This is a genomic window from Streptomyces sp. BA2 (assembly GCF_009769735.1).
Taxonomy (GTDB): Bacteria; Actinomycetota; Actinomycetes; order Streptomycetales; family Streptomycetaceae; genus Streptomyces.
On the sequence record NZ_WSRO01000002.1, the window covers coordinates 2,220,622 to 2,246,160 of the forward strand.

The 25,539-nt window shown below is 70.9% G+C and carries 22 protein-coding genes and 1 tRNA gene; 6 read left to right on the plus strand and 17 right to left on the minus strand.

Annotation, left to right across the window (positions count from 1 at the left end):
- Window positions 1–6: 6 nt before the first annotated feature.
- Complete coding sequence (locus E5671_RS12640; protein ID WP_237330160.1) at window positions 7–459, plus strand: hypothetical protein; 453 nt, start codon at window positions 7–9, stop codon at window positions 457–459.
- Window positions 460–532: 73 nt separating this feature from the next.
- On the opposite strand, the gene E5671_RS12645 is transcribed toward E5671_RS12640, so the two are convergent.
- From E5671_RS12645 to E5671_RS12665, 5 genes are all read right to left on the minus strand, one after another.
- The gene (locus tag E5671_RS12645) at window positions 533–3,595 is read right to left on the minus strand and encodes an NPCBM/NEW2 domain-containing protein (RefSeq protein ID WP_160504042.1); all 3,063 of its coding nucleotides are present in this window, start codon (window positions 3,593–3,595) and stop codon (window positions 533–535) included.
- A 114-nt stretch (window positions 3,596–3,709) separates the two neighbouring features.
- Window positions 3,710–4,939, minus strand: coding sequence for a cysteine--1-D-myo-inosityl 2-amino-2-deoxy-alpha-D-glucopyranoside ligase (gene mshC, locus E5671_RS12650; RefSeq protein ID WP_160504044.1), 1,230 nt, complete (start codon window positions 4,937–4,939; stop codon window positions 3,710–3,712).
- Window positions 4,940–5,181: 242 nt separating this feature from the next.
- Entirely contained in the window at window positions 5,182–6,021 is an 840-nt protein-coding gene (locus tag E5671_RS12655; protein ID WP_160504046.1) for an SCO1664 family protein, read from the minus strand.
- A complete protein-coding gene (locus tag E5671_RS12660; protein WP_160504048.1) occupies window positions 5,985–6,575 on the minus strand; it encodes a DUF3090 family protein in 591 nt (196 codons plus the stop codon). Before E5671_RS12660 ends, E5671_RS12655 begins: the two co-directional genes overlap by 37 nt.
- Window positions 6,576–6,656: 81 nt before the next feature.
- A complete protein-coding gene (locus tag E5671_RS12665) occupies window positions 6,657–7,343 on the minus strand; it encodes a histidine phosphatase family protein (protein ID WP_160504050.1) in 687 nt (228 codons plus the stop codon).
- A gap of 53 nt (window positions 7,344–7,396) precedes the next feature.
- Between E5671_RS12665 and corA the strand changes: the two genes are divergently transcribed.
- A complete protein-coding gene (gene corA, locus E5671_RS12670; RefSeq protein WP_202121096.1) occupies window positions 7,397–8,404 on the plus strand; it encodes a magnesium/cobalt transporter CorA in 1,008 nt (335 codons plus the stop codon).
- Window positions 8,405–8,421: 17 nt separating this feature from the next.
- On the opposite strand, the gene E5671_RS12675 is transcribed toward corA, so the two are convergent.
- Together E5671_RS12675 and E5671_RS12680 are read right to left on the minus strand one after the other, a co-directional pair.
- Window positions 8,422–9,210, minus strand: coding sequence for a ferritin-like domain-containing protein (locus tag E5671_RS12675; protein ID WP_160504052.1), 789 nt, complete (start codon window positions 9,208–9,210; stop codon window positions 8,422–8,424).
- Window positions 9,211–9,431: 221 nt separating this feature from the next.
- Entirely contained in the window at window positions 9,432–10,481 is a 1,050-nt protein-coding gene (locus E5671_RS12680; RefSeq protein WP_160504054.1) for an LLM class F420-dependent oxidoreductase, read from the minus strand.
- 174 nt (window positions 10,482–10,655) lie between these two features.
- On the opposite strand from E5671_RS12680, the gene E5671_RS12685 reads away from it, so the two are divergent.
- On the plus strand, window positions 10,656–11,636 hold the full coding sequence (locus E5671_RS12685) for an aldo/keto reductase (RefSeq protein WP_160504056.1): 981 nt from the start codon (window positions 10,656–10,658) through the stop codon (window positions 11,634–11,636).
- Window positions 11,633–13,861 carry a helix-hairpin-helix domain-containing protein gene (locus E5671_RS12690; protein ID WP_160504059.1) on the plus strand — a complete coding sequence of 743 codons (2,229 nt, stop codon included), beginning with the start codon at window positions 11,633–11,635 and terminating at the stop codon, window positions 13,859–13,861. The genes E5671_RS12685 and E5671_RS12690 overlap by 4 nt, the downstream gene beginning before the upstream one ends.
- Before the next feature lie 22 nt (window positions 13,862–13,883).
- On the opposite strand, the gene E5671_RS12695 is transcribed toward E5671_RS12690, so the two are convergent.
- On the minus strand, window positions 13,884–14,666 hold the full coding sequence (locus E5671_RS12695; RefSeq protein WP_160504061.1) for a hypothetical protein: 783 nt from the start codon (window positions 14,664–14,666) through the stop codon (window positions 13,884–13,886).
- Window positions 14,667–14,713: 47 nt separating this feature from the next.
- Here E5671_RS12695 and E5671_RS12700 point away from each other — a divergent pair, with 47 nt between their 5' ends.
- A complete protein-coding gene (locus tag E5671_RS12700) occupies window positions 14,714–14,902 on the plus strand; it encodes a DUF5703 family protein (RefSeq protein WP_160504062.1) in 189 nt (62 codons plus the stop codon).
- An 86-nt stretch (window positions 14,903–14,988) separates the two neighbouring features.
- Here E5671_RS12700 and E5671_RS12705 read toward each other — a convergent pair whose 3' ends face one another.
- The 3 genes from E5671_RS12705 to E5671_RS12715 form a co-directional block, all read right to left on the minus strand.
- Window positions 14,989–15,783: a chaplin gene (locus tag E5671_RS12705; protein ID WP_160504064.1), complete on the minus strand. Its 795-nt coding sequence runs from the start codon at window positions 15,781–15,783 to the stop codon at window positions 14,989–14,991.
- 139 nt (window positions 15,784–15,922) lie between these two features.
- The gene (gene chpH, locus E5671_RS12710; RefSeq protein ID WP_160504066.1) at window positions 15,923–16,156 is read right to left on the minus strand and encodes a chaplin ChpH; all 234 of its coding nucleotides are present in this window, start codon (window positions 16,154–16,156) and stop codon (window positions 15,923–15,925) included.
- A gap of 138 nt (window positions 16,157–16,294) precedes the next feature.
- The gene (locus tag E5671_RS12715; RefSeq protein WP_160504069.1) at window positions 16,295–17,647 is read right to left on the minus strand and encodes a M20/M25/M40 family metallo-hydrolase; all 1,353 of its coding nucleotides are present in this window, start codon (window positions 17,645–17,647) and stop codon (window positions 16,295–16,297) included.
- Window positions 17,648–17,828: 181 nt separating this feature from the next.
- Between E5671_RS12715 and E5671_RS12720 the strand changes: the two genes are divergently transcribed.
- Window positions 17,829–17,913, plus strand: a tRNA-Leu gene (locus E5671_RS12720).
- A gap of 96 nt (window positions 17,914–18,009) precedes the next feature.
- Here E5671_RS12720 and E5671_RS12725 read toward each other — a convergent pair.
- The 6 genes from E5671_RS12725 to E5671_RS12750 form a co-directional block, all read right to left on the minus strand.
- Window positions 18,010–18,633, minus strand: a complete 624-nt coding sequence (locus E5671_RS12725) for an ATP/GTP-binding protein (protein ID WP_160504071.1) — start codon at window positions 18,631–18,633, stop codon at window positions 18,010–18,012.
- Window positions 18,614–19,012, minus strand: a complete 399-nt coding sequence (locus E5671_RS12730) for a DUF742 domain-containing protein (protein ID WP_160504073.1) — start codon at window positions 19,010–19,012, stop codon at window positions 18,614–18,616. Before E5671_RS12730 ends, E5671_RS12725 begins: the two co-directional genes overlap by 20 nt.
- Entirely contained in the window at window positions 19,009–19,419 is a 411-nt protein-coding gene (locus tag E5671_RS12735) for a roadblock/LC7 domain-containing protein (RefSeq protein ID WP_160504075.1), read from the minus strand. Before E5671_RS12735 ends, E5671_RS12730 begins: the two co-directional genes overlap by 4 nt.
- A gap of 4 nt (window positions 19,420–19,423) precedes the next feature.
- The gene (locus E5671_RS12740) at window positions 19,424–20,986 is read right to left on the minus strand and encodes a sensor histidine kinase (RefSeq protein WP_160510149.1); all 1,563 of its coding nucleotides are present in this window, start codon (window positions 20,984–20,986) and stop codon (window positions 19,424–19,426) included.
- Window positions 20,987–21,203: 217 nt separating this feature from the next.
- Window positions 21,204–22,619, minus strand: coding sequence for a hypothetical protein (locus tag E5671_RS12745; protein ID WP_160504077.1), 1,416 nt, complete (start codon window positions 22,617–22,619; stop codon window positions 21,204–21,206).
- Window positions 22,606–25,485: a peroxidase family protein gene (locus E5671_RS12750; protein ID WP_160504079.1), complete on the minus strand. Its 2,880-nt coding sequence runs from the start codon at window positions 25,483–25,485 to the stop codon at window positions 22,606–22,608. The genes E5671_RS12745 and E5671_RS12750 overlap by 14 nt, the downstream gene beginning before the upstream one ends.
- Between the last annotated feature and the right edge of the window lie 54 nt (window positions 25,486–25,539).

Genomic DNA, 25,539 nt, shown 5'->3' on the forward strand with positions numbered 1-25,539 from the left:
ATTCGCATGAGCACCACCCCGTACATGAGTCCCATGGAGCAGCAAGGCCAGCAGCAACAGGGCATGCAGGGTCCGAGCACGGCGCCTCCGCAACGGCAGGGCTCCCAGCAGTCCGGCCCGCAGCAGCAGCTCCAGCAACTCGGCCGGCAGCAGCCCTACCAGCAGCTGCTCCAGCAGCTCGGCCAGGAGAACGTCCCGCAGGCGCAGGCCCCGGAGATCTCCACCCAGGCGGTCGCGTCGGGCATCGCCACAGCGTTCTGGGACGTCGTCCAGCCGCTGCCCGGCCAGGCGTCGGCCCTCTACCTGATGATCGACAACGCATGGAAGGCGTTCATCAACCCCAGTCAGCACACCCACGTCGCGGTCCAGGAAGCCTTCGCCCACGGGCAGCAGGTGATCGGCTACTACGACACCACCAACCCGTCCTATCTCGTGGCCATCGTGATCACGACGAAGTGACGTACGGCTGGTGACATACGGCGGCGCCGGGCGGAGTCCTTCCCGCCCGGCGCCGCTCTCTGCCGACGACCGGCTACGCGCAGCTGAACCTCGCCGCTGCCCAGTCCCCGTGGTCCCCGCTCTTGGAGCCGTTGGTGTCGGTCACCTTCAGCTCCACGTGCCGGGCCCCGCTCACGTCGACGTCCACCGGCACGGTCGCCGACGCGCCCGTCACCTCGGGCGAGGTCCACAGCACCTTGCCGTCGGCCTCGACCGAGAAGGCCACCTCGCCATAGCCGTTGATCTCGTCGTCGATGCCCACGTCGGCCGTGAACTTCGAGCACTGGCCGCCCGTGTAGACCTCGATGACGGAGTCTGCGTGGGTGCCGAGCCCCTTCTCGTACGTCTTCCCCGCGAGGGTCAGCGTGTGGCCGTCATCGGCGCCCGACTCGCCGTTGCTCCGGTCGCGTTCGGCGGGCCCGTAGCCGTTGGTGGACTTCAGCCACACCATGTCGCTCGCCCAGGTGTCGCCCGTCGGCGCCGGCGGCATGACGGCGACCGCGATCCGCTGGGTGGCGGTGCGGTCCTGGCCCGCCGCGCGGTGGCGGGCCGTGGCGTTCAGCGGCTGTTCGCCGGGTTCGGCGTCCTTGGGCGGGGTGACGGCGACCTCGACGCGGCGGGTGGTGCCCGCCTCGACGCGGTCGGCGTGGGCGGTGCCCGCGGTCCAGCCCTCCGGCACGTCCAGAGTGACGTCGACGCCGGTGGCGTCCCGCGTCCCCGCGGTGACGTCGACGGCGACCTTGCCCGCCGTGCCCGCGCCGAGCTCCTGTCCTGCGGGGGCGCTCAGCGTGGCGCTCGCGCCGGGCACGGCACCGCCGACCGCGCTGGTGTCGTCGAGCTCGATCTCGAACGCCCGGTCCGTGCGGAGCGCCGCCGTCTTCACCTTGACGACACCGCCCCGGTCGTCCCGGTCGTAGAACCAGCCTTGCGCCGCCTTCTCGTACGCCGTCGTCGACGTGAACCGCGGCAGCTTGTCGCCGCTCAGCTCCACGCGGCTCGGCGCGTCACCGGTGTGCAGGGTGAACGCGTACGGCCGCTCGGTCTGCTTGCCGCTGAACTCCCCCTTGCTCGCGCCGATCCGCACCCGCACGTCGCCCGCGCCGGAGCGGGGCGCGTCGGCGTCGGCGCGCTGGGTGGCGTACTTGCCGTCGCGGTGCTGCCGGGTCACGCCGTCGTCCTCGTACAGCTCGAAGGAGGACTTGCCCTGCGGGTAGATGTCCCAGGCGAGCGGCGAGTCTGCGGTGCGGTCCTTGTAGGACCTGATGCCGCCGGGCCACATCGGCACGGTGGCGCCGCCCTTGACGAAGAGCGGCAGGGTGTCCAGGGGCGCGCTGTAGCCGTCGACGGTCGTCGGCCCTTGATAGGTGCGGCCGCTCCAGTAGTCGGTCCACGTCCCCTTGGGGAGGTAGATGCCGTCCCGCACGGTCGTGTCCTTGTAGACGGGCGCGACGAGGAAGTCCTCGCCCGCCAGGAACTCGTACTTGGCGGCGTCGGTGGCGGCCTTCGGGTCGTCGGGGTATTCGAGGGCGAGCGGGCGCACGGCGCCGACGCCCGTCTTCGTCGCCTCGTGGCCGTACGAGTAGAAGTAGGGCAGCAGCGATTCGTGCAGCTTCAGGTACTTGCGGTTGATGGAGGTGTACGGCTCCCCGTACCGGAAGGGCTGCTTGTCGGTGGCGGCCCAGCCGTCCATCGTCATCGTGACCGGCAGGAACGACTTCCACTGCAGATCGCGCGCGTACGTCTTGGCGCTGCCGCCGAAGATGCCGTCCACGTCACCGGTCGTGTAGGCGAGGCCGGACATGGTCGCGCCCGCGTACGTGGGGATCTGCCAGCGGATGTACTCCCAGCTGCCGCTCTGGTCGCCGGACCACTGCACTCCGCAGCGCTGGGCGCCCGACCAGCTCTCGGGGGCCCAGGTGAAGCCGCGGGCGTCGCTGTTGTCCTCGATGCCCTTGTAGGCGTCCTTGCAGCCGTCGAGCGCCTTCTTGTAGCCGTCGCCGACCCAGGCGACGTCGAGCTTGGCGACGCGCTGACCGGCCTTCACCTGCTCGGCGATCTGGTCGAGGCCGTCCTCGGTCCACAGGCCGAGCTGCATGTCGCGGTCCTGGAGGCCCTTGGCGGTCTCGGCGAGGTCTTCGTAGCCGCAGCCGTAGCCGTCGTTGACGAGCATCCAGCCGTTGGGCATGTCGTGCTTCAGATACTCGTCGGCGACCTTCAGGGAGTCCAGGGTGTGCCGCTCGCCCTGGTTGGCGTTGTGGAGATAGCAGTCGGCGTCACCGATCTCAAGCCCGTAGACGGGCGGCAGGAAGGGCTTCCCGGTGAGTTTCGTGTACTGCCCGATGACGTCCTTGGCGGCGTCGCTGCCGCGGCCCGCGAAGTAGTAGGCGTCGAAGCGCTGTTCCTTGGCGGTGGCCGTCACCGGCTCGGCGAAGTCGTAGGTGTTGGGGGCGTAGGTGTTCCGGAAGACTCCGTAGCCCTCCGAAGACAGGTAGAAGGGAACGGAGTTGGGATGGCCCCCGTCGTCCCAGTTGTAGTCGACGCTCACCTCGACCTTCTTGCCGCGGTGCGAGGTGTTGCCGCGCCCGTTCTGCATTCCGGCGCCGTAGTACTGCTCGTCCGCGCCGCGGGCCAGGCTCTGGGTGGTGGCGTCCTTCGTCCAGCTCAGGCCCTTGGACTCGGCCCAGACCTGGGTGCCGTCGGCGCGGTACAGGGCGAAGCGCAGCGGCGACTTGTAGGCGCGCAGGGTCACTTCGGAGGTGCTGAGCTCGTATCGGTCACCCTTGTCGGCCCACTTGGTGCGGGGCGGTTCGCCCTGCGGCAGGACGATGTCCTTGCCGGTGGGGTCGGTGAAGTCGCCTTCAGGGGCGAGTTCGAGCCGGAACGTCTCCTTCGATACGAAGCTGACGCGGGCCTCGGCCTTGCCCGCGCCAAGGCGGTAGACGGAGCCGTCGGCGGCGAAGTCCGTGATGTCCCCGACCGTGGTCGCTGGATCGTCGGCGGCCTGCGCGGCGCCGCCACCGGGACCGGCGAACACCGCGAGAAGGCCGAGCAGGGCGGCGGCGACGGCCGCCCGTCTGAGGCGCGTGGGTGATCTCATGCCCGGTGGTCTAGCGCCTCAACGGGCGCCAGGGCCATGGACTTTGATGGGCCGCTCCTGGATTTCCGGGAGCGGCCCATTTCGGTGAAGCGATGGCCTGGGAGCTACTGGGAGCTACAGGGCCACGCCGAGCAACGCGTCCACGGCACGCGATACGACGCCGGGGGCGCCCTCGTCCGTGCCTCCCTCGGCGTCCTGGCGTGCGGCCCAGCGGTCGACGGCGGCGAGCGCCGCGGGAGCGTCAAGGTCGTTCGCGAGGGCGTCGCGGATCTCCTCGACCACCGCCTCGGCGTCAGGTCCGTCGGGACGCGAGACGGCGGCACGCCACCGGCCGAGGCGCTCCACGGCCTCGGTCAGGACGGAGTCGGTCCACTCCCAGTCGGCGCGGTAGTGGTGGGCGAGCAGCGCGAGGCGGATGGCGGCCGGGTCGGTCCCGTCCCGCCGCAGCTTCGACACGAAGACGAGGTTGCCCTTGGACTTGGACATCTTCGCGCCGTCCAGGGCGACCATCCCGGCGTGGACGTACGCCTTGGCGAAGGGGTACTCACCGGTGAGGGCCTGGGCGTGCGACGCGCCCATCTCATGGTGCGGGAAGGCGAGATCGGAGCCGCCGCCCTGCACGTCGAAGCCCATGCCCAGGTGGTCGAGGGCGATGGCCACGCACTCGATGTGCCAGCCGGGGCGACCACGGCCGAGCGAGGCGCCGTCCCAGCTCGGCTCGCCCTCGCGGGCGGCCATCCAGAGCATCGGGTCGAGCGGGTCCTTCTTGCCCGGACGGTCCGGGTCACCACCGCGCTCGGCGGAGAGCAGCTTCATCGCGGCGGCATCGAGGCCGGACACCTCACCGAAGTGGGGGTCGGACTCGACCGAGAAGTAGACGTCGCCCTCCAGCTCGTAGGCGGCACCCATGTCCCGGAGCCGTTCGACGAGCGGAACGATGCCGGGTATGGCCTCGACGGCTCCGATGAAGTGCTGCGGCGGGAGCAGTCGCAGGGCGGTCATGTCCTCGCGGAACAGCGCGGTCTCGCCCTCGGCGAGCTCGACCCAGTCCTTGCCGTCGCGGATGGCACGTTCCAGGAGCGGGTCGTCCACGTCGGTCACGTTCTGGACGTAATGAACCTGCCGCTTGGTGTCGAGCCACACGCGCTGCACGAGGTCGAACGCGTTGTAGGTCGCCGCGTGACCCATGTGGGTGGCGTCGTACGGAGTGATGCCGCAGACGTAGATACGGGCGACGGGACCGGGGTCAAGGGTGACAAGACCACCGGTCGCGGTGTCGTGGATCCGGAGGTCGCGGCCCTTGCCAGGCAGGGCGGGGACCTCAGAAGCGGGCCAGGCATGCATGCCATGAGCCTAACCGGACGGAGCGTCCGTATACGAGTGGGGGTGCTGGCGGGGGCGCCTTTTGCGGGCGTGGGCGCCTTGGGCGGGGCGGGGCCACTGCACCACCGCTTCGCGGCGGATCTTTTCCCGCCCACCCACCCGATCACCCGGCAGCGAGCCAGCCTGATCGCCCGCCCCCGTTGTGGGCAGGCGTTCCGCAGGGCGGAACGGGTGGGCACAACGCCGAAGCTTCGGGGTATCGGTTAAACCGGCGGCCACGGAATGGCGGGCCACTCCCCGCTGGGCACGGGATGCACCCCGGACGCCAGCAGGGCGTCCACCCTCGCGCGGAGCGCGTCGACCTCGGCTCCGGTGATCAGCTCGCCCAACCGCAGGCACAACGGCTCAGCCGGCTTCAGCCCGTCCCGCAGGGACTCAAGCACCGCCACCGCCTCGGCGGAAAGCGGCTCCCCCGCCCAGCCCCACAGCAGCGTCCGCAGCTTGTCCTCGGCGTTGAAGGTGACCCCGTGGTCGATGCCGTACAGGCGGTCCCCGTCGGCCAGCAGATGCCCGCCCTTGCGATCCGCGTTGTTGATCACGGCGTCGAGCACGGCGAGCCGCCGCAGCCGCTCATCGTCCGCGTGCACGAGGAGCGCCGTGCGCCCCTCCCCCACGTCCGCGAAGCCGATCGCCTTCCAGCCCTCGGACGGCTCGTCCCCCTCGACGAGGGCGAGCAGCTCGGGCCCCTCCTCCTGCGAGCCCTCGATCCACAGCTGGCACATGCCCTCACCGTGCGGCCCGTCCCGCAGGACGGTCGGCGGGACCAGGCCCCACCCGGTCGCCTCGGAGACCTCGTACGCGGCCATCTCCCGCTGCGCGAGCGTCCCGTCGGGGAAGTCCCACAGGGGGCGCTCCCCGGCGACCGGCTTGTAGACACAGGCGGCTTCCTGGCCCTCGTACGAGACGGAGCAGTAGAGCACGGCGTTCGAGGCCTCGCGGATCCGTCCCCGGACGGTCAGCTCGCCCCGGGTGAGCAGTTCCACGGAGTCGGCGCCGGAGGCGGGGCTCACGCTCCCCGCCGGTATCCGTTCTGCCGCGGGCATACGTGTCCTTCCGGGTCGAGCGGGAGGCTGCACAGCGGGCACGGCGGCCGCCCCGCGTTCACGACGTCGAGGGCGCGCTTGGCGAACGCGCGCGCCTGGGCACCGGTGAGCCGCACGCGCAGCATCGGCGGCCCGTTCTCATCGTCCTGCAGAAGCCTTTCCTCGGCTTCGGCGAGATCCTCGTCGGACTCGGCGTCCAGCTCTACCAGAGCCTGCGCCTCGACGATCATCCGCTCCTCCTCGCCGTCCCAGGCGAGCGCCATCGTGCCGACGCGGAACTCCTCCTCGACGGGCGAGTCGAGGGGCGCGCTGTCACTGACCTCGGTGGGCGCGACCGCGGGCACGGGCGTGTTGCCGCCACTGCGGCGCACGACCTCGTCGAGCAGCTCTTCCATGCGTTCGGCGAGCGCGGCCACCTGGGTCTTCTCCAGGGCGACACTGGTCACCCTGACCCCTGCGGAGGCCTGGAGGAAGAAGGTACGCCGTCCGGGGAGCCCGACCGTTCCGGCCACGAAGCGTTCCGGCGGGTCGTAGAGGAACACCTGACGCGACACGTCCTGTCTCCATTGGGATCGACTGCGGTTGATCATTTGCGCCTGTTCGGCGCGACGACTGCACCCTACTGCGGGTGACGATCACGGTGCTCCCGCATCGCCTCCCACCGCCGCGTCGCTGCCCGACGGCTCCGCGCGGGGCGCGAGCGACCCGAAGTCGCCGGTGTCCCCCAGGCGTACGAGGAAGGGGCGCAGGCGCGTGAAGCGGATGGCGGTGACGGAGCAGGGCTCCACGGAAATGCGCTGGAAGAGGTCGAGGTGGAGTCCGATGGCGTCCGCGACAAGGGACTTGATGATGTCGCCGTGCGAGCACATCAGGTAGACGGCGTCGGGGCCGTGGTCGCGCTCCACGCGCGCGTTCCACTCGCGTACCGCCTCGGCCGCCCGCGTCTGCATGGCGCGCATGGACTCGCCGCCGGGGAAGGCGGCGGCCGACGGATGCTGCTGTACGACCTCCATGAGCGGCTCGTCGGACAGCTCGGCCAGCTTGCGGCCCGACCAGTCGCCGTAGTGGCACTCCCCGATGCGGTCGTCGGTGTGCGCCCGCAGGTCCGGCCGCGCGGCGAGCAGCGGTGCGACGGTCTCCTGGCAGCGCTGCAGCGGGCTCGTGACGACTTCGGCGAGCGGCAGGTCCGCGAGGCGTCCGGGGAGCGCGGCGGCCTGTGCGGCGCCGCGCTCGTCCAGGGCCACGCCGGGGGTCCACCCGGCGAGCAGGCCCGCGGTGTTGGCGGTGGATCGTCCGTGCCGGACGAGGATCAGCGTGGGCATGCGGGCCAGCCTAAGCCGACGCGGGGGTGCGCCCCGAGCGGAGGTTCGGAAGAATGCGCTCCGTGATCGTGGACTGCGCGATGTACCGGGACGGGCTCCGCACCGAGTGCGGGGCGGACTTCTCGGATGCCCTCGGCGAGGCACGCAGCGCGGGGGACGCCTTTGTCTGGGTGGGCCTCCACGAACCGACGGAGGCGGAGTTCGACGAGGTCAGCAGGGAGTTCGGGCTGCATCCGCTGGCGGTGGAGGACGCCTTGAAGGCGCATCAGCGGCCCAAGCTGGAGATGTACGACGACTCGCTGTTCGTGGTCCTGAAGCCGGTCGTGTACGAGCCGGACAGCGACGCCGTCTCGTCGGGCGAGGTCATGGTCTTCATCGGCGACGCCTTCGTGGTGACGGTCCGGCACGGCGAGGGCGCGCCCCTCGGTGCCGTACGCCATCGCATGGAGGCGGAGCCCGAGATGCTCAGGCACGGGCCCACGTCCGTCCTGTACGCGATCGCCGACGCCACGGTCGATCACTACCTGGACGTCGCGGGCGAGCTGCAGACCGATCTGGAGGAGCTGGAGGCGGAGGTCTTCTCGCCCGACGGCGGGGGCAGCCGCAACACGGCGTCGCGGATCTACCGGTTCAAGCGGCAGATCGTCGAGTTCCGCCGGGCCACCGGACCGTTGGCGATGCCCATGATGCGCCTCTCCGGAACGGGCCCTTTCGCGCCTGACGTGCCCTTCGTGAAGGACACGGCCCAGCCGTTCTTCCGGGACGTCAGCGACCATCTGACGCGCGTGAACGACTGGGTGGACGGCCTCGACCGCCTGGTGTCCGACATCCTCTCCGCGCACCTGGCGCAGATGAGCGTGCGGCAGAACGACGACATGCGGAAGATCTCGGCGTGGGCGGCCATGGCAGCGGTCCCGACGATGATCGCGGGGGTCTACGGCATGAACTTCGACCACATGCCCGAGCTGCGCTGGGTGTGGTCCTACCCTGCGGTGATCCTGCTGATGGTCGGGCTCGAGATCTTCCTCTACGGGCTGTTCAAGCGCCGCGGCTGGCTCTAGCGGGGTCCGGCCCGGGGTCAGGCGAAGCCGGCCGCCGACGTGGCGGGCCCGCCGAGGGCGTCGCGCCGCTCGGGCATCTTCAGGGACACCATCCGCCGCCATCCGCCGAGCCGTTCGTACACGTAGATGGCGTTGACGCCCGAGGCCAGCGCCGCGGACTTGGGCTTCGGCCAGCCCAGGATGCGTCCCATGTGGCCCATCACGGCGATGCTCACGTCCCGGTACACGCGTGTCTCGGCCCGGGCGCACTCGTGCAGGGTGTCCAGGATCGTCCGCCCGTGTCCCGCCGCGGCCAGCCGCAGCAGCTCCTCGTGGCAGTACGCCAGGTGGTTGTCCTCGTCGTGGCAGATCATCCTGATGGCCTTGCCGACCTCGGGGTGGTCTCCGAAGTACGTGACGAGCATGTCCATCTGGTCGGCGGCGCGCTGTTCGGTGACGCGGCTGTGCGAGAGGTAGACGACGACGTCCCGCTCGGTCAGCGGCTCCTCCCGGCGCAGCTTTTCGTGCGCCAGGCCGATGCCCTTCTGCTCCAGGAGCATGGTGTAGTCCGTCTCGGGCGGCACCGGGACGGGTTCGAGGCCGCGCTTCTTCAGCAGGGCGTTGAAGATCCGCCCGTGCTTGTCCTCGTCGGCGCCGTGCCGGGTGACCTTCTGGGTGAGGCCGCGGTAGCTCTCGGGGAGCAGCGCCGCGATGCGCCCGTTCTCCCAGCCGCCCTGCGACTCCCCGCTGGCCGCGATGGAACAGAAGAGCTGGAACGACTCGTCGTTGTCGAGGATCTCCTCGAAGACACTCCTGGCCGAAAGCATCAGTGGCACCTCCATGCCCTCCGCGCGAACCCACGCAAAGAACAAGTCAAAGGCGGTGGCGCGGGTGTGGCAACAGCTGCCGCGAACAGCTCCGCCAAACGAAGGACAGTTGGCCCCGGACGGGGCCGTAACCGAGGGGCGCCATGACGCGTTGTGCCCCGTGACGGCCGTGGCGGGGAAGACCCCCGAGCCCCCACCACGGCCGCAGAACTTCCCTCCGGTTACGCAAGTCCAGCGCGCTCCAGCGCCTGCGTACCCGCGCGCAGGGCCGCGATCCGCTCATCCAGCGTGAAGCCGGCCGGTGCCAGCGTCAGCGTGGTGACCCCGGCGGCCGCGTAGGCCTGCATCCGCTCGGCGATGCGGTCCACGGAGCCGAGGAGCGTGGTCGAGTCGATCAGCTCGCGCGGCACGGCGGCCGCCGCGCCCTCCTTGTCGCCGGACAGGTACTTGTCCTGGATCTCGGCCGCTTCCTTCTCGTAGCCCATGCGCTGGGCGAGCTGGTTGTAGAAGTTCTGCTTGCGGCTGCCCATGCCGCCCACGTAGAGGGCGGTGTACGGGCGGAACATGTCCGCGAGGCCGCTGACGTCGTCGCCCACCGCGAGCGGCACCGTCGGGACGACGTCGAAGCCCTCCATCGTCTTGCCCGCCTTCTCGCGCCCCGCGCGCAGGTGACGGATCGCGGTCTCCTCCAGGTGCTCGGCCGAGGGGAAGATCAGCAGGGCGCCGTCGGCGATCTCGCCGGTCTGCTCCAGGTTCTTGGGGCCGATCGCGGCGACGTAGAGCGGGATGTGCTCGCGCTGCGGGTGGACGGTGAGCTTGATGGGCTTGCCCGGTCCGCCCGGCAGCGGGAGCGTCCAGTGCTCGCCCTCGTAGCTGAGGCGCTCGCGCGTCATCGCCCTGCGGACGATCTCGACGTACTCGCGGGTGCGGGCCAGCGGCTTGTCGAACTTGACGCCGTACCAGCCCTCGGAGACCTGCGGCCCCGAGACGCCGAGGCCGAGGCGGAAGCGGCCGCCGGAGAGCGAGTCGAGCGTGGCGGCCGTCATGGCGGTCATCGCGGGCTGCCGTGCCGGGATCTGGAAGATCGCGGACCCGATGTCGATGCGTTCGGTCTGCGCGGCCACCCAGGACAGCACCGTCGCGGCGTCCGAGCCGTAGGCCTCGGCGGCCCAGCAGACCGCGTAGCCGAGCTTGTCGGCCTCCTTGGCGACGGCGAGGTTGTCCGCGTCCATCCCCGCGCCCCAGTAGCCGAGGTTGATCCCGAGCTGCATGGCCGAATCCCCTTACTGAGCAGTAACGTCCCTGTGCCGGGGACTGTAGCGCGTGGGCGCGGGGCCCGTCAGCGGTGGGCTCGGGGGTGCCGGGGGGTTCGCGGGTTTTCCACAGGCACGGGTTTGTCCACAGCCCCTCACGCCGCTGGAGCACGGCCAGTAATCTCAGCGCCCATGGAGCAGAGGCATCTCGGCCGTACCGGCCTTCGCGTGTCCCGGATCGGACTCGGCACCCTCACCTGGGGGCACACCCAGGAGAGCGACGCCGCCGATCTGCTGAAGGTGTTCTGGGAAGCCGGCGGCAACCTCATCGACACGGCTGATGTGTACGGCGACGGGGAGGCGGAGTATCTGCTCGGCCGCCTCATAGAACGGCTCGTGCCGCGCCGCGACCTGGTCATCGCTACCAAGGCCGGCAGCGTGCCCGACCCCGACCGGCGCTTCGACGGCTCCCGGGGCCACCTCCTCTCCGCGCTCGACGCGTCCCTGGCCCGCCTCGGCACGGATTACGTGGACCTGTGGCAGCTGCACGCCTTCGACCCCTGCACGCCCCTTGACGAGACGCTCCAGGCCCTGGACATCGCCGTCAGCAGCGGCCGGGCACGCTATGCGGGCATCTCGAACTTCTCCGGCTGGCAGCTCGCCAAGGCCGCGACGTGGCAGCTCGCCGCCCCGGGGACACGGACCCGCCTGGCCAGTACGCAGATGGAGTACTCCCTGCTGCAACGCGGCGTCGAGCGGGAGCTGCTGCCCGCCGCGATGGACCTCGGCGTGGGCCTGCTGCCCTCGTCACCGCTCGGCCGCGGGGTCCTCACCGGGAAGTACCGCCACTCCACCCCGGCCGACTCGCGCGGCGGCTCCGAGCACTTCGCGCCGTTCGTCGCGCCCTATCTCGACGACGCCGCGAGCCGCATCGTCGACGCGCTCGCCACGGCTGCGGACGGCCTCGCGGCCACGCCCCTCCAAGTCGCCCTCGCCTGGGTGCGCGACCGTCCCGGAGTGACCGCGCCGATCGTCGGCGCGCGCAACGCGCAGCAGCTCACGGCCGCATTGTCAGTGGAGACCCTTAGTCTTCCTGACGAGATCTGCCAGGCGCTCGACGACGTGTCGGCGCCCGTGCACCGCTACCCCGATCAGGACTGGAGCACGCTGTGAGTACGGAGCCGGAAACCGCTGCCGCGCAGGAAGCGGAGGGGGCCGCTGCCGCGGAGGCGAACGGGGCGGGCGCCCCGGAGCCCGGGGGCGCGGCCGACACCGCCGGCTCCGACGAGGCGGCCGAGGCGGGCGGCTTTGCCGAGCCTGAGGGCGCCGCCGAAAGCGACGCCACCGCCGAGAGTGAAGCCGCCGCCGAGAGCAAGGAACTCTCCGAGACCGAGGCAGAGATCGCCGCCCAGCGGGAGCTCCAGGAGCGGATCGCCGAGCGGAAGGCCGCCAAGCAGGGGCCGGTCGACGCCGGGGCCAAGCTCAGCGGCAAGGCCGCCGATCTGCTGGCCGCCGTGCGCGCGGTGGAGAGCGGAGAGAAGCCGGTCGCCAGCGCCTTCAGCGAGCCCGAGCCCACGCCCCGCAAGGCCGCGCCGGAGCCCGTGCGGCGGCCTCAGCCCGTCATGGCGGCCACCTCGGGCCCCGGCGACGAAGCCGTGGAAGCGGTCCGTGCCGTCCTCGCCGACGGAGGAGCGCCCGCCGCCCTCGCCGCGCGGACCGCGGCAGTGCTCGGCGAGGGTGCCGATGCCCAACTGCGCGATGACCCCTGGCAGTTGCTGCGGGTCGGCGGCGTGCGCACGGAGCAGGCCGACGGGTTCGCGCGAGCGCTGCTCGGCGCGGAGTGCGGGCCCGACGACGAGCGCAGGGGGCGCGCGATCACCGCCTGGCTCCTGGAGCAGGCGGCCGTCGCGGGGCACACGGCCCTGGACGCGGCCGCGCTCACCGCGGCGCTCGGTCAGCGCGCCGTGCCCGACCCGGACGCGGCGGTGCAGAGCGCCATCGCGGAGGGCGACATCCTGGTCTTCCAGGACGCCATCGAGACACCGGGGGCCCCGGCCCCCGTACAGGAAGAGGGCGACGGCGAGGGTGCGGAGACCGAGCAGCCGGTCCGCGTCCTGGTCGGCCTGGAGCAGTACGCCCTCGCGGAGGAGAGCCTCGCCGACGGCCTCGCCCGGGTGATCAACTCCCTACCCAAGGAGGAGAGTTCGAGCCCACGGGCCGCCGACTGGGAGTCCGCGGCGGGCGAGGCGTCCGGTTCCACCGCCGAGCTGATCCGCGCGGTGGCCGGTCACGGGCTCGTCCTGCACACCGGCGGCGAGGCGGCACGCGCCGAGCCCGCCGCGCTGGTGAGGGCCGCCACGGGTCTCGGCCTGCGGGCGTGGGCGGCCACGCACAGCGCCGCCGGGCGCGGTCGCATCGCCGGGCTCATCGGTTCGGACGAGACGGGCGCCGCGACCGTGGCGGGGCTGCTCTCCGGGGCCGAAGGCCCAGGGCGGGACAGGGACGGAGCGCTCGCCCTCGACCTCCTGGTGGTCCTGGACGCGCCGCAACTGGACGTGGAGACCGCCGCGATGCTGGTGGAGTCCCTGCCGGACGGCGCCCGTCTCGTGCTGAGCGGAGACCCGGGGGTGCTGTGGTCGGCGGGCCCCGGTCGCGTCTTCGCGGATCTCCTCGCGGCACGCTGCTGCCCGCAGGTCGTCTCGCGCGTCCCTGACCCCGGGCCCATCGGAGAACTGGTCTCCGGCATCGGCATCGGCGAGCTGAACCAGGTCGAGGCGCCGGGCAAGGAAGTCGTGATCGTCCCCGTCCGCGACGCGGGCGAGGCGGTCCACCGCACGGTGCAGCTCGTGGCGGACTCGGTGCCGCGGGCGATCGGGGTGCCCACGGAGGACACCCAGGTGATCACTCCGGGGCACGGCGGAGCGGCGGGCACGCGCGCGTTGAACACCGCGCTCAAGGAGCGGCTGAACCCCGGCCCCGGCCGGTTCGGCGGCTTCGACCCCGGCGACCGCGTCGCCCACGTCCCGGCACCCGGGCGTACGACTCTGGGCCGCGTCCTGCGGGCGGACGCGGAGGGGCTGCATCTGGAGTGTGACGGCGCCCCCGTCGTCGTACCGAAGGAGCAGGTGGAGCAGACGGTGCGGCACGCCTGGGCACTCACCGCGCACCAGGCCGTGGGCCTGAGCTGGCCCGCGGCGGTCGTGGTGCTGCCCGGCGACGCGACAGCGGCCTTGAGCAGGCCCTGGGTCTACACCGCGTTCAGCCGCGGTGAGCGGCACCTCTCGGTGGTCCAAGGCGCTGAGCAGGCCCTGCCGCGCGCGGTGGCGGAGATCCCCGCGAAGGCCCGTACGACCCGCCTCCAGACCCTCCTGCGCCCTCAGGTCCCCGCCACGGCCTGAGCCGGGGCGGGGACCTGAGGGGTCAGCGATCCGCGTCCAGGGGGCTTCTGTCGTCGTCGACGTCGTCCACCTCGTCGGCGTCGTCGACGTCGTCGACCTCGTCGAGTTCCTCAAGAACCGCCACGGCGTCGGGATCGACGCGGACATGGACGTCGGCGTCGACGTCGATCCCGTCGTCGTCCGGCTCGTCGTCGAAGACCGCGCTGACGTCGAACCGGCACACGACCCGGTGCGGGTCCGCCTGGTCGAAGGGGGCGTCGAGCCACTCCCCCGGCTCGGCGGGTTCGTCCGCCGCGGTGACCCAGAGCGTGGAGTCGCCCTCCTCCAGGCCGAACTCCTTGTGCCGGGAGGCGATCTCGTCCGGTTCGAACTCGCCGAAGAGGACGCCGAGCGCGGCGTGCACACTGCTGCCGGCCGCCGAGGCCGCGGGACTCTCGCCCGCCGTGCCCGCGTCGAGGTCCGCGACCCGCTGGGCCTGCGCCAGGAGCCGCTGCGGCTCCGCCACGGCGTAGTCCCTGCGGATCAGCACGCTGAGCGCATTCGCCTCCTCCGGGCCTTGATACGGCGGCAGCACGCCGCTGTCCGAGCCGGGGATCTCGAAGGGGGTGACCTCGTCATAGCGGTCGTAGAGGAGCTCGTCGTACTCCTCGGCCGCGGCGGCGAGCTCGTTGAACGCTTCATAGACGGCCGGGTCGTCCTCCCCCGACCTGCGTTCGACCGCGGCAAGGTGACGGTCGAGCGCGGTCTTGACCGCCTCGGCGGCGGCGCGTACCTCGGCAGCGGTGGGCTGCGCAGCATCAGACATAGTGCAGACGCTATCCGTACCGGGCCTGTACTTGCACAATAGATGCGATGCCGGAATACGAATTTGTCGACGTGTATGTGCCGCGCGGGGTAACCCGCAAGGAAGCAACGCGCCTGCTGACGGACCACGCAGAGTACGGACACTGGGAGTTGGACCGCCTGAGCCTGCACACGGACGGCAGCCGCAGAGTGCGGCTGAAGCGGCGGATCATCCGCCAGCTGCGGGCCACTTGGTGATGTGAGGGAACGAGAAGGAGGGCGCCCCGACCATGCGGGACACCCTCCGTTCTCCGTACCGGATCAGGCGCCGACCAGCAGCCTGATCAGGCGGCCGACCGCGCCCTGCGGTACAGCACCGTGCCCGCGAGCAGCATGCCCGCGCCCACCGGCAGCACGACACCGACCGGCAGCTCGCTGCCCGTCTGAGCGAGCGTCTCCGAGCCCTCGGGCTGCGCGATGGTCTGCGCCCCCGGCTGGTTCGGCATCGCCCGGTCGTCCGCCGACTTGTCACCCGGCGTACCGGGCTGCCCCGGATTCCCCGGCTCCCCCGGATTCCCCGGATTCCCCGGCTCCCCCGGCTCCCCCGGCCCGCCGGGCTTCTCCGGCTTCTCCGGGCCGCCCGGCGGCTGCTCCGGCTTCGTGGGCGGCTTCTCGCTGCCCGGCGGGGTTCCCTCGCCCGAGTCGTTGACGCAGTCGTTGCCGCCGGTCGCGTTGCCGAGACCGCCGATGGTGACGCTGTTTCCGCAGACGTTCACCGGCACGTCGACCGGGAGCTGGACGTTGTTGCCCGAGCCGACGCCGGGCGAGTCACTGGTGTGCCCGTCCGCCGACGACCCGCCTCCCGAAGGCTTGTCCGAGCCGCTGCCCCCCTCGTCGGAGGTGTTGACGCAGTTGTTGCCCGCCGCGGGGTTGAGCACCCCGACGACGTTGACGCTGTTGCCGCAGACGTTCACCGGAACGTCGACCGGGAGCTGGACCGAGTTGCCGGACGCCACGCCCGGAGAATCCGATGCTCCCCCGCGGGCGCCCGAATCGGCTTGCGCGTATCCGCCACTGACGGCGAGCATGCCCGTCGCGGCCGCCACCGTGATCAGGCCTTTACGAGTGACCTGTCGCATAGGTTTTCCCTGCCTTTGACCTTCAGGAATGCGTACGCGCCTCGGGGCGCGCACACGGAATGCCCGAAGGCCCCGGAGTGCATGGCGAGCACTCCGGGGCCCAGGGACTCAGACCCTCATGGGGTGAGGCACTGCAACGTCACTTGTTGACGCAGGTGTTGCCGAAGGCGGGGTTCAGCAGCCCGATCACGGAGACCGTGTTGCCACAGGCGTTCACCGGCACGTGCACCGGCACCTGGACGACGTTGCCCGAGAGCACACCGGGGGAATTCACGGCGGCACCCTGAGCACCGGCGTCGGCAGCAGCGATACCCGCACCCGCGAGCACGAGACCACCAGTAGCAGCCGCAGCGGCGACGATCTTCTTGATCATTATTCCTCCTTGTTGGCAATGCGATCCCAGCCGCGGACCGCACCACCTGTAACGAGGAGGGCGCATGGGGGCTACGAGCGTATGGTCGCTTTCACTCTTTTCAGTCAAGTACGCACGCGCTGACGATTATTGGAGCGTTCAGGACGCGTCGATGAACCGGTCGAGCACGCGCACCCCGAACTTCAGGCCGTCCACCGGCACCCGCTCGTCCACACCGTGGAACATGCCCGCGAAGTCCAGCTCCGGCGGCAGCTTCAGCGGCGCGAAGCCGAAGCCGCGAATGCCGAGGTCGTCGAAGGACTTGGCGTCGGTGCCGGCGGAGAGCATGTACGGCACGGCGCGGGCGATCGGGTCCTCGGCCTGGAGCGCCGTCTGCATGGCGTCGACGAGCGCGCCGTCGAAGGTGGTCTCCAGGGCCTTGTCCGCGTGCACGTCCGTCCGCTTCACCTTCGGGCCGAGGAGCCGGTCCAGGTCGGCGAGGAACTCCTCCTCGTACCCCGGCAGGAAGCGGCCGTCGACGTGCGCCGTCGCCTGTCCCGGGATGACGTTGACCTTGTAGCCCGCGCCCAGCTGGGTGGGGTTGGCGGTGTTCTGCAGGGACGCGCCGATGAGCTTGGCGATGCCGCCGAGCTTGGCGAGCGTCTCGTCCATGTTCTCGGGGTCGAGCTCGGTGCCGAGGGCGTCGCCGAGCTCGTCCAGGAAGTGCCGCAGCGTCTTGGTCACGCGCACCGGGAACTTGTGCCGCCCGAGCCGGCCCACGGCCTCGGACAGTTCGGTGATGGCATTGTCCTTGTGGATCATCGAACCGTGGCCCGCGGTGCCGTCCACGGTCAGCTTCATCCAGTGCATGCCCTTCTGGGCCGTCTCGATGAGGTAGAGCCGCAGGTCTTCGTTGACCTGGAAGGAGAAGCCGCCGACCTCGCTGATGGCCTCCGTGACGCCCTCGAAGAGCTCCGGGTGGTTGTCGACGAGGTAACGCGCGCCGTACGTGCCGCCCGCCTCCTCGTCGGCCATGAAGGACAGCACGATGTCGCGCGGGGGCTTGCGGCCGGTGCGCATGCGTTCCCGGACGACCGCGAGGGTCATCGCGTCCATGTCCTTCATGTCGACGGCGCCGCGGCCCCACACGCAGCCGTCCGCGATCTCCCCGGAGAAGGGGTGGTGCGTCCAGTCCTGGGCGTTGGCCGGTACGACGTCGGTGTGGCCGTGGATGAGCAGCGCGGGCCGGGAGCGGTCCTCGCCCTCGATGCGGGCCACCGTGGAGGCGCGGCCGGGGTGCGACTCGAAGATCTGCGGCTCCAGTCCCACCTCGGCGAGCTTCTCCGCGACGTACTCGGCGGCCTTGCGCTCCCCCGGGCCCGAGTGATCACCGTAGTTGCTCGTGTCGATGCGGATCAGATCGCGGCAGAGATCGACGACCTCGTCCTCACCGGTGACGGCCCGCGACCGGTCCGCGTCGCCCGCCCTGTCGGCCCTGCTCGACTCGCTCACGATGGTTCCTCCCGCTATCGCTGCTGGTGGTCCTCTTCATCCTCCCGCGTCCACCCTCCGACGCCCAAGGCCGGGCACCCGCCGACATACGCCGTTCACGCACCTGACCTGTGTGATCAGAGGCCCCCGAATGTTTGCTATGGTTTTCCACGTCGCCGCGGGAAACCGCGACAGACCACCGGTCCGGGTGGCGGAATGGCAGACGCGCTAGCTTGAGGTGCTAGTGCCCTTTATCGGGCGTGGGGGTTCAAGTCCCCCCTCGGACACAGAGATAGATACAGAGTTACAGAGATACACCGCGAAGAGCGGGCCAGGGAATCCTGGCCCGCTCTTCGTTTTGCGGTGGTCAGCTTCCGCGGTGGTCAGCGGGCGGCTTCCAGTGCGGGGGCCGCGTGCTCCTTGAGGTGGCGGATCAGGGCGATGAGCACATCGCGGCTCGACTCCCGGTCCCTGGCGTCGCAGGCGACGACCGGTATGTGCGCGGGGATGTCCAGGGCGTCCCGTATCTCGTCGACGGGATGGTCCTGGGAGTCCGGGAAGACGTTGAGGGCGATGACGAAGGGCACGCCCTGCTGCTCCATCTCCTCGATCGCCCGGAAGCTGGACGCCAGGCGCCGCGTGTCCACCAGGACGACGGCCCCCAGGGCGCCCTTGAACAGGCCGTTCCAGAGGAACCAGAAGCGTTCCTGGCCCGGCGTGCCGAACAGATACAGCACGAGCTCGTCGTTCAGGCCGATCCGTCCGAAGTCGAGGCTGACGGTGGTCTCGTTCTTCTCGGCCACCCCGATGAGGTGGTCGACGTCGACGCTGGCCCGGGTGAGGGTCTCCTCTGTGGTCAGCGGTTTGATGTCGCTCACGGAGCGGACCATGGTGGTCTTGCCGGTGCCGAAGCCCCCGGCGATCATCACCTTGACCGAGCGGCTCCGGGCGGGCAGGGAGCCCGCCGACGTCGTCTGGTCCGGTCGGTCAAAGCCTTTGAAGTCCACTGAGTACCTCCTCCAGGAGCGCGATGTCCGCTCCTTGGCCGGGCGTGGACGCCGGGATGGGGTCACGGGCGTCCACCTGGCCTGCTTCCAACAGGTCGGCCACGAGCACAGCAAGAATGTTGAACGGCAGTCCGAGGTGGGCGCTCAACTCGGCCACCGACAGGGGGTCGCGGCACCAGCGCACGATGTCCTCGTGCTCGCGCTGCATGCCGGGCACGGGTGCGGCCGCGGGGGCGGAGCGGGAGACGATGAGGGTTGCCACGTCGAGGCCGACGGCCGGCCCCCCGGGACCACTGCGACCGCCGGTGAGCACGTAGTAGCGCTCGAGCCCTGACGGGTCGGTGGGCCGTGGGGGGCCGGACCGGTGGGGGCCGCTCATCCAGGGTGCTCCTCCTGCCGCGGAGAGGTGCCGAGGAGCTCACCCATCCTGCGGGACAGATCCCTCATCTGGTGCCCGAGCAGCCCCTGGTCGAGCCCTTCCCTGGCGAGGACCCCGAGGTACGTCTCCACTCCGGCCCGCACCACGAACAGGTGCCCGCCGTCGACCTCGATCATCGCCAGGCGCAACTGGCCGCCGTACCGCGGGAATTGGTCGGCCACCGGCTGGGCGAGCGCCTGCAGGCCCGCGACCACGGCGGCGAAGCGGTCCACGTCGTCCGGGTCTTCGGCTCCGTACGAGGTGATGGCCTTGCCGTCGCTCGACGCGACGAGGGCGAAGCGGATCTCCTGGATGCTCTCGGTCAGATCGCGGAGCGCCCAGCTCACGTCGGATTCGTGTTGCGTCATGTGGCTAGTCGCTCTCTTCGGTGCGGGGCTCTTCGGTCTCTCGGCCGGCGGTGGCGAAGGCCGCCATGCCGGTGAAGGACGCGTCGGGCGGCGCCGCGGGCGGCGCGGGAGTGTCTTTCGTGGTCTCCGGCCTTGCTCCCGCCCTCCCCGGGGAGTCGGTGCGCTTGCTCCTGCGCCGGGGCAGACCGCCGGGCGTGACGTCCTCGGCGGCCCGCACCTGCTGGGCGGCGGACGCGACGGCCGGCCGGGACCGGGGAGCCGTCTCCACGGCGGGTGCCTGCCTCCGCGCCTGGGCCGGCGTCGTCACGGGGGCGGGTGGCAGCCGGCTGAAGTACTTGTGCGGCACGACGACGACCACCGAGGTGCCGAGCCAGGGCGAGTCGGCGAAGGCGACCCTGATCCCGTGCTTGCGGGCGAGGGTGCCGACGACGCGCAGGCCCAGGTGCGCGTCCTCCGAGAGGCCGCCGATGCCGGGGCCGTCCGCGACGCCGTCGAGTGCCTGCAGCGCCTGCTGCTTCTTCTCGTCGGTCAGGCCCTTGCCCGCGTCCTGGATCTCGATGCCGACGCCGTTGGGCACCTCCTTGCCGGACACGACGACCGGCTCGGTGGGCGGCGAGTAGCGCGCCGCGTTGTCAAGGAGGTGGGCGAAGATCAGCGTGAGGTGGTCCACCAGGCCGCCGTCGACGCCGAGTTCGGGCAACTGGCGCAGCTGGACCCGGTCGAAGTCCTTGATGCGGCCGATGCCGCCGCGTACGACGCTGAGCAGGCGCTGCGGCTCCTGCCACTGGCGGCCGGGCCGGTCCGTGCCGCCGAGCACGCCGATGCTCGCGGCCAGACAGTCCGCGGGGCCGATCGCCTGGTCGAGCTCCATCAGGCCCTGGGCGACGGCGGGGGTACCGCCGTGCTCGCCCTGCATCTCGTGCAGTCGGCCGCGGATCTTTCCGGTGAGCACGTGGATCCGGCTGCCGATGCTGATCACGGCCTGCTCGGCGGAGGTGCTGCGGTTGAACTCCTCTTCGACGGCGATCAGGCCGGTCCGCAGGACCTTGCGCAGTTCGAGCCTGAACTCCGGTGAGATCTCGGTCTCCTGGTCGAGCGCGCGCGGCAGGACGTCCTCGATCGCCTCACCGCCGCGCAAGCCTTCGAAGGCCGCGGGCAGGAATTCGTCGGCCAGGCGGGCGACCAGGGCCTGCTGCCGGTCGAGCCGCCACTGCCACGCCTTGGCCTCGTCCATCTGGTGAGCTTCGTAGGCGGCGCGTTCGTCCTCGTGCCGCCGCTCGATGACGGCGACGTGCTGCTGCCACTGCTGGGAGTGGTTCAGCTGGGCGGTGCGGGCGTCGTCGGCCGCGCGACGCAGCTCCTGTCGCGTGCGTAACAGGAGGCGGACGCACGCGGCGGCGGCCGCGGCTGCCGCGAGGGCCGCGACCGCGGCGGGTATTCGGGCCGGGTCGGAGCCGGCGGCCAGGGTGGCGACGCTGCCCGCACCGAGGCCGGCCGGTAACAGCCACCAGCTGTACCAGGCCGCGGGCGCCCGGGCAGCCGCCGACGGCGGCGTGGCAAGTTCCATCTGCATCCTCAAAACCAACGCGATCGAAGAGTGGACAACCCAACCAAGGGGCCGCACCCGTCGCAGCCCGGTGCCCCCTGGGACGGCGGCGGCACCCTCTCGATCACCTGCGTGATCCCCCGTGCGACAGCGCGACAGCGCCGTGGTGCGCGACAGACTGATATCGCGTCAACTCACGGCGCTGCAGGGGAGCTTATCTGGTGGAGCGCGGTGGAAATCAATCTTGTGGATCTCTGATCCCGTCCCACAGACCCTCGTGTCGGCGGTGCGCCGGTGTGAGCCCTTGGGTGAAGAACTTGTCGTAGTACTCGTTCTCCACGTGGTGGGCCTGCAGCCAGACTCCGGGGACGTGGATCGCGTCCGTGTGGGCGGGGAAGCGGCGGTGCGTGCGGAGGATGTACGTGCAGATGTCGCGGGCGCACTCGATCACCCGCTCCTCGTACTCGCTCGCTTCGGCGAGGTAGCGCTGGCCGTAGTCCTCCCGGTAGATGCGGGTGAAGACGTCCTTGTCGCCGTAGACGCCGCCGGGGCCGAACTTCTCGCGGATCACCGCGTCCACCGCGTCGGACATCGACGAGAACGCCGGTGGGCACATCGCGGAGATGAGCTGCTCGCCGCCTGGCGCCTTCAGGCCCACCGGGTGCGAGCGCACGTTGGCGTACTTGGGGAGCGGGATGTGCCAGCGCCACACGTCGGCGGGGCGCCAGCGCGGGGTGACGAAGGTGAAGCCGAGCATCTTGCCGTAGGCGGGGGAGAACTTCGGGTCTCCCAGGGCGATTTGGGGGTTGATGGACGCGTGGATCCAGGCGCCGAGGCCCATCGCGTCCGCCACCAGCATCAGGTTCTGGAGCAGCAGGTCCGCCTCGATCTGGGTGCGGAGAGGGCCCAGTGCCCCGAGCGGCAGTTTCAGTTCCTCGTTCAGGAAACCGTTCTTGATCCACTTCTTGACGCCTGCGGGGCGGTAGAAGTTCCGGTCGTCCACGAGCGTGGGCCGTGCCCCGTCCGGCTGCGTGAGCAGGTACATCAGGGCGTTGATGTACTGGTGGGACAGGTCCACCACGGGGAACAGGATCGTCGTGCCCGGCAGGTTGGACAGGAAGCGGTTCGAGTCCAGGTAGGCCGGGAAGTCCCGCAGGCCCTCCGCCACGTCCAGCCGGTGGTCGAGGACCTTGACCTTGGCTTCCCGTGCGCGGGCGGTCAGGGTCGCGTCGTCGAAGGGTTCCTCCGGCGCGGGTGGCAGCTTCCTCAGGTAGTACGTGCCGGTGTCGTTGATCAGGAAGAAGTGCGTGCCCTGCGCGTTGTCGGGGCTGCCCGCCGTGCGCCCCGCCATGGTCAGGTTCGGCTTCGCCATGATCGGCTTGCCGTTCCGCGGGTCCTCGAAGGGGCGGTCGGGCATGGTGAGACCCGTGCAGCCGGTGAGGGCGATCAGGACCGCCTCCTCCAGTTCGGTCAGCGGCTGCGGCGGGTCCTTGGAGACGTAACTCATCGATCCCGCGGGGACGGTGGCGCCGCGGCTCACCCGGTGGGTGCGGCGGCGCCAGACCGTCTCCAGAAGGGGCCGTACGAAGAGGTCGGCGAGCCCGGGGTGGTGGCCGTTCGCGCGGCTCTCGGGCCCGGGCTCAGTCGGAGGCATCGCTGTCTCCGTCCCGAACCGGCTTGACCTGTCGCCACGGCGCGAACGCGCTCGCGTCGCGGGGCAGCAGACCGGCGAGTTCCGGGGCGTGCCGCTGGATCACGGACTTCATGCCGCTCTTCTCGACCCATTCGATGCCGAGCGGCGTGTAGATCTCGGGGCGGTAGTCGACGGTCAGGAAGCGGTCGCTCTGCAGGCGCCGCGTCGCCATCAGGATGAAGATGCGGAAGGCCGTGTCGCTGAACCCGAAGCCGGTCGGCGGGTTCTCGGCGAACAGGCCGACCACGGTGTCGATCTCGTCGACCGAGCTGTAGACGTCCTTGAGGCGCGCGACGGTCTCGGGGTCCTGGCTCAGGTCCTCGAAGCGGCGGATGCGCGGCTTGTGCAGGCCCGCGCGGAAGTCGTTGTAGCGCGGCACGCCCCGCCTGCGGGTGCGGACGAGGTCGACGACCGACAGGTCGATGATCTCGCCGTCGCGCTCGAAGCGCTGCAGCGCGCGCGGGAAGTTGTTCAGGGTGATCGCGCCGGGGTGGGCGATGCCCAGCGAGTAGAGGGTGTCGGCCAGGCCCGTCTTGCGGATGGCGGCCTCCGCCGCGCCGCCCTGGATGTCCTGGAAGGTCAGGCTCTCCAGACGCTGTCCGAAGTGGTGCTCGCGCATCACGTAGTCGTCGGGGATCAGCGGGTGCATGCGGTAGACGGTGACGAAGTCCTCGGTGAGGGAGTACGGCGCCGCGTGGTGGTCCGGCAGCGTCTTGGGGATGCCGGTCAGCGAGTGGGACTCCAGGAGCCACAGGCCCAGCTTGTTGAGCCAATTGTCCGGCGGGCCCTCCCAGTTGGTGTGCAGGCCGAGGTCGATGGCCTCGGTGGCGAGGATCGCCGGGGTCCACTCCACCGTGTGGATCTTGGCGATGAGGGCGGAGACGACCAGGCGCGCCGCGTGGTAGATGCTGTCCTCGCTCATCGCCGGGTACTCGCGGCGCATGGCCGCGCAGACCGCGTTGTGTTCGCGGGCGAAGAGCGTGTGCATGGCGCTGAGGCCGAGCCACCAGCTCTCGTTGAAGCCGGTGAGCGGGATGCCGTTCTGGCCGATGGGCAGATGGCCTTCCTCCAGGCGCAGGTTCGCGCTCCCGTCGGGCTCGCGCAGGAACTTCGCGGTCTGCTCGTCCGCGCCGTACACCTCGGAGCCGTCCCACCAGTGGGACGCGGTGTTGGCGAAGAGGATCGGGGGCTGGTTGCCGGGGAGCTGGATGCCCTCGTTCTCGGCGAAGCGCATCACGTTCTCGGGCGGCCCGCCGGGGGTGTTGTGCCAGGTGCTGCCGGGCGGCAGCGGGACCTCGACGGTCTTGGTGCCGAACGGGTAGCGGCCGTGGTTGACCCAGTCATGGACCTGGAACTGGATCCAGGCGGCGGCCAGGATGTTGAGCGAGGTCGCCGGCACGAAGGTGTCGCGCTGCAGGAGTTGGCGGCTGACGGTGACCGGGTTCGGGGTGTCGAAGAGGTCGGGCCGGTAGTCCGGCTTCAGGTTGCGTCCGAAGGCGGCGCCCACGGCTCCCATGGAGGGCGCGGAGAGGTCGTTGTGCTTCCCGTCGTACGACCGGGCCGTGCGCAGCCGCTCGTCGACCGGCGCCGGAACACGGACGGCCTTCGGCGGGGCCTCGTGGACGTCGGTGTCGATGAGGTTGAGGCGCCGGAGCGCCTTGCGCAGGAAGACCAGGTTCAGCAGGCTCGCCTCCAACGGCAGCCTGTGCCACGGAACATAGCGGTTGACCGCGGCGAAGAACCGGCCGACGGGGATGCCGAGCACCGTGTTGCGCAGCGGCTCCGGGGTGCTGAAGCGCAGGCCCTGACGGTGGGCGGCGCTCGCTTCGTACGCGGCCTTGCGGGCGCGGTTGAGATTGCCGAGTGGGCGGAACTCGTCGGTCGTGTACCAGGGGTTGAAGGCGAGCTCCTCGACCCGTCCCGCCGCCGCCTGTGCCTCGGCGGTGGTGAGGTCCTGGCGCGGAATGGTGAGGCGTCCGACGGGCACCGCGGGCGTGATGGTGTCCTTCCACTCCACGGAGCCGTCCTCGATGGGCGTGCGCTGCTCGTCCACGTACCGCTGGACGCACAGGTCGAAGGCGACGTCCGACGTGACGAGGCGGTGCGCCAGTTCGCGGTGCAGGAAGCCGGGGTCGCGGCGCTCGGGCTTCGGCTCGGGGGCGCTGCCCACCACGGGGCGCAGGAGGTAGCGGACGGGGCCCGCCTCGCCCCAGAGGATGGCGCCGCGGCTCCAGTACGTCTCCCTGGCGAGGCTGTTGACCTTTTGCCGGGTGGCGGCCTGGATGTTGCGCCGCATCCGGGTCGCGGTGGAGAGCCCGACGGCCAGCGGGAGCTTCACGAACAGGCCGAAGGCCTTCTCCAGCGTGCTGTTCGCGCCCGCCATGGCCTTGGCGAAGGCGACGAACTCGCGGGCGTCGCGGGCGTGCGACACCGGGAAGTTGGTGGCGAGCAGGTCGTGGCTCTCCTCCTCCGACACCGTCACGCGCACGGCCACGCCGCGCAGGTCGGCCGCGGCGTCGGGCTGCCGGGTGCCGCTGGCGTTGGAGAGCCGCACGGTCGCCGCGTAGTCGGCGCCGGGCCTGGCGAAGCCGCTGCGCAGGGCCTCGGGCAGGTCTTCGTGGAAGGTGAGGCGGGCGTTCTCCACACCGAGCGCGGGTTTCGCGTGCTGGGTGCGCGCGAGAGAACCGGCGCCGCTGGTGCGCCGGTTCTTCGCCTGGACCTTCATGATCTCGCGGGCCAGGCGCTCGAAGAGGCGGCGCTCCGCCTCGGGGCTGCCGCCCACGTATCGCTCGTAGGTCTGCTCGTACTGTCCGGCGGTGTCGACCATCAGGAGCTTCCTTCGCACGCAGGCGTACGGGACGGGTGGGCTCGGCCCTGTCCG

Excerpts from the sequence above, each read along its gene's own strand:
- E5671_RS12695 (WP_160504061.1), bottom strand. The coding sequence starts at position 14,666 with ATGTCTGATGCTGCGCAGCCCACCGCTGCCGAGGTACGCGCCGCCGCC.
- corA (WP_202121096.1), top strand. The coding sequence starts at position 7,397 with ATGCGCTCCGTGATCGTGGACTGCGCGATGTACCGGGACGGGCTCCGC.
- E5671_RS12740 (WP_160510149.1), bottom strand. The coding sequence starts at position 20,986 with ATGGAACTTGCCACGCCGCCGTCGGCGGCTGCCCGGGCGCCCGCGGCC.
- E5671_RS12735 (WP_160504075.1), bottom strand. The coding sequence starts at position 19,419 with ATGACGCAACACGAATCCGACGTGAGCTGGGCGCTCCGCGATCTGACC.
- E5671_RS12640 (WP_237330160.1), top strand. The coding sequence starts at position 7 with ATGAGCACCACCCCGTACATGAGTCCCATGGAGCAGCAAGGCCAGCAG.
- E5671_RS12675 (WP_160504052.1), bottom strand. The coding sequence starts at position 9,210 with ATGCTTTCGGCCAGGAGTGTCTTCGAGGAGATCCTCGACAACGACGAG.
- E5671_RS12665 (WP_160504050.1), bottom strand. The coding sequence starts at position 7,343 with ATGCCCACGCTGATCCTCGTCCGGCACGGACGATCCACCGCCAACACC.
- E5671_RS12705 (WP_160504064.1), bottom strand. The coding sequence starts at position 15,783 with ATGCGACAGGTCACTCGTAAAGGCCTGATCACGGTGGCGGCCGCGACG.
- E5671_RS12685 (WP_160504056.1), top strand. The coding sequence starts at position 10,656 with ATGGAGCAGAGGCATCTCGGCCGTACCGGCCTTCGCGTGTCCCGGATC.
- chpH (WP_160504066.1), bottom strand. The coding sequence starts at position 16,156 with ATGATCAAGAAGATCGTCGCCGCTGCGGCTGCTACTGGTGGTCTCGTG.
- E5671_RS12700 (WP_160504062.1), top strand. The coding sequence starts at position 14,714 with ATGCCGGAATACGAATTTGTCGACGTGTATGTGCCGCGCGGGGTAACC.
- E5671_RS12730 (WP_160504073.1), bottom strand. The coding sequence starts at position 19,012 with ATGAGCGGCCCCCACCGGTCCGGCCCCCCACGGCCCACCGACCCGTCA.
- E5671_RS12655 (WP_160504046.1), bottom strand. The coding sequence starts at position 6,021 with ATGCCCGCGGCAGAACGGATACCGGCGGGGAGCGTGAGCCCCGCCTCC.
- E5671_RS12680 (WP_160504054.1), bottom strand. The coding sequence starts at position 10,481 with ATGCAGCTCGGGATCAACCTCGGCTACTGGGGCGCGGGGATGGACGCG.
- mshC (WP_160504044.1), bottom strand. The coding sequence starts at position 4,939 with ATGCATGCCTGGCCCGCTTCTGAGGTCCCCGCCCTGCCTGGCAAGGGC.
- E5671_RS12645 (WP_160504042.1), bottom strand. The coding sequence starts at position 3,595 with ATGAGATCACCCACGCGCCTCAGACGGGCGGCCGTCGCCGCCGCCCTG.
- E5671_RS12745 (WP_160504077.1), bottom strand. The coding sequence starts at position 22,619 with ATGCCTCCGACTGAGCCCGGGCCCGAGAGCCGCGCGAACGGCCACCAC.
- E5671_RS12750 (WP_160504079.1), bottom strand. The coding sequence starts at position 25,485 with ATGGTCGACACCGCCGGACAGTACGAGCAGACCTACGAGCGATACGTG.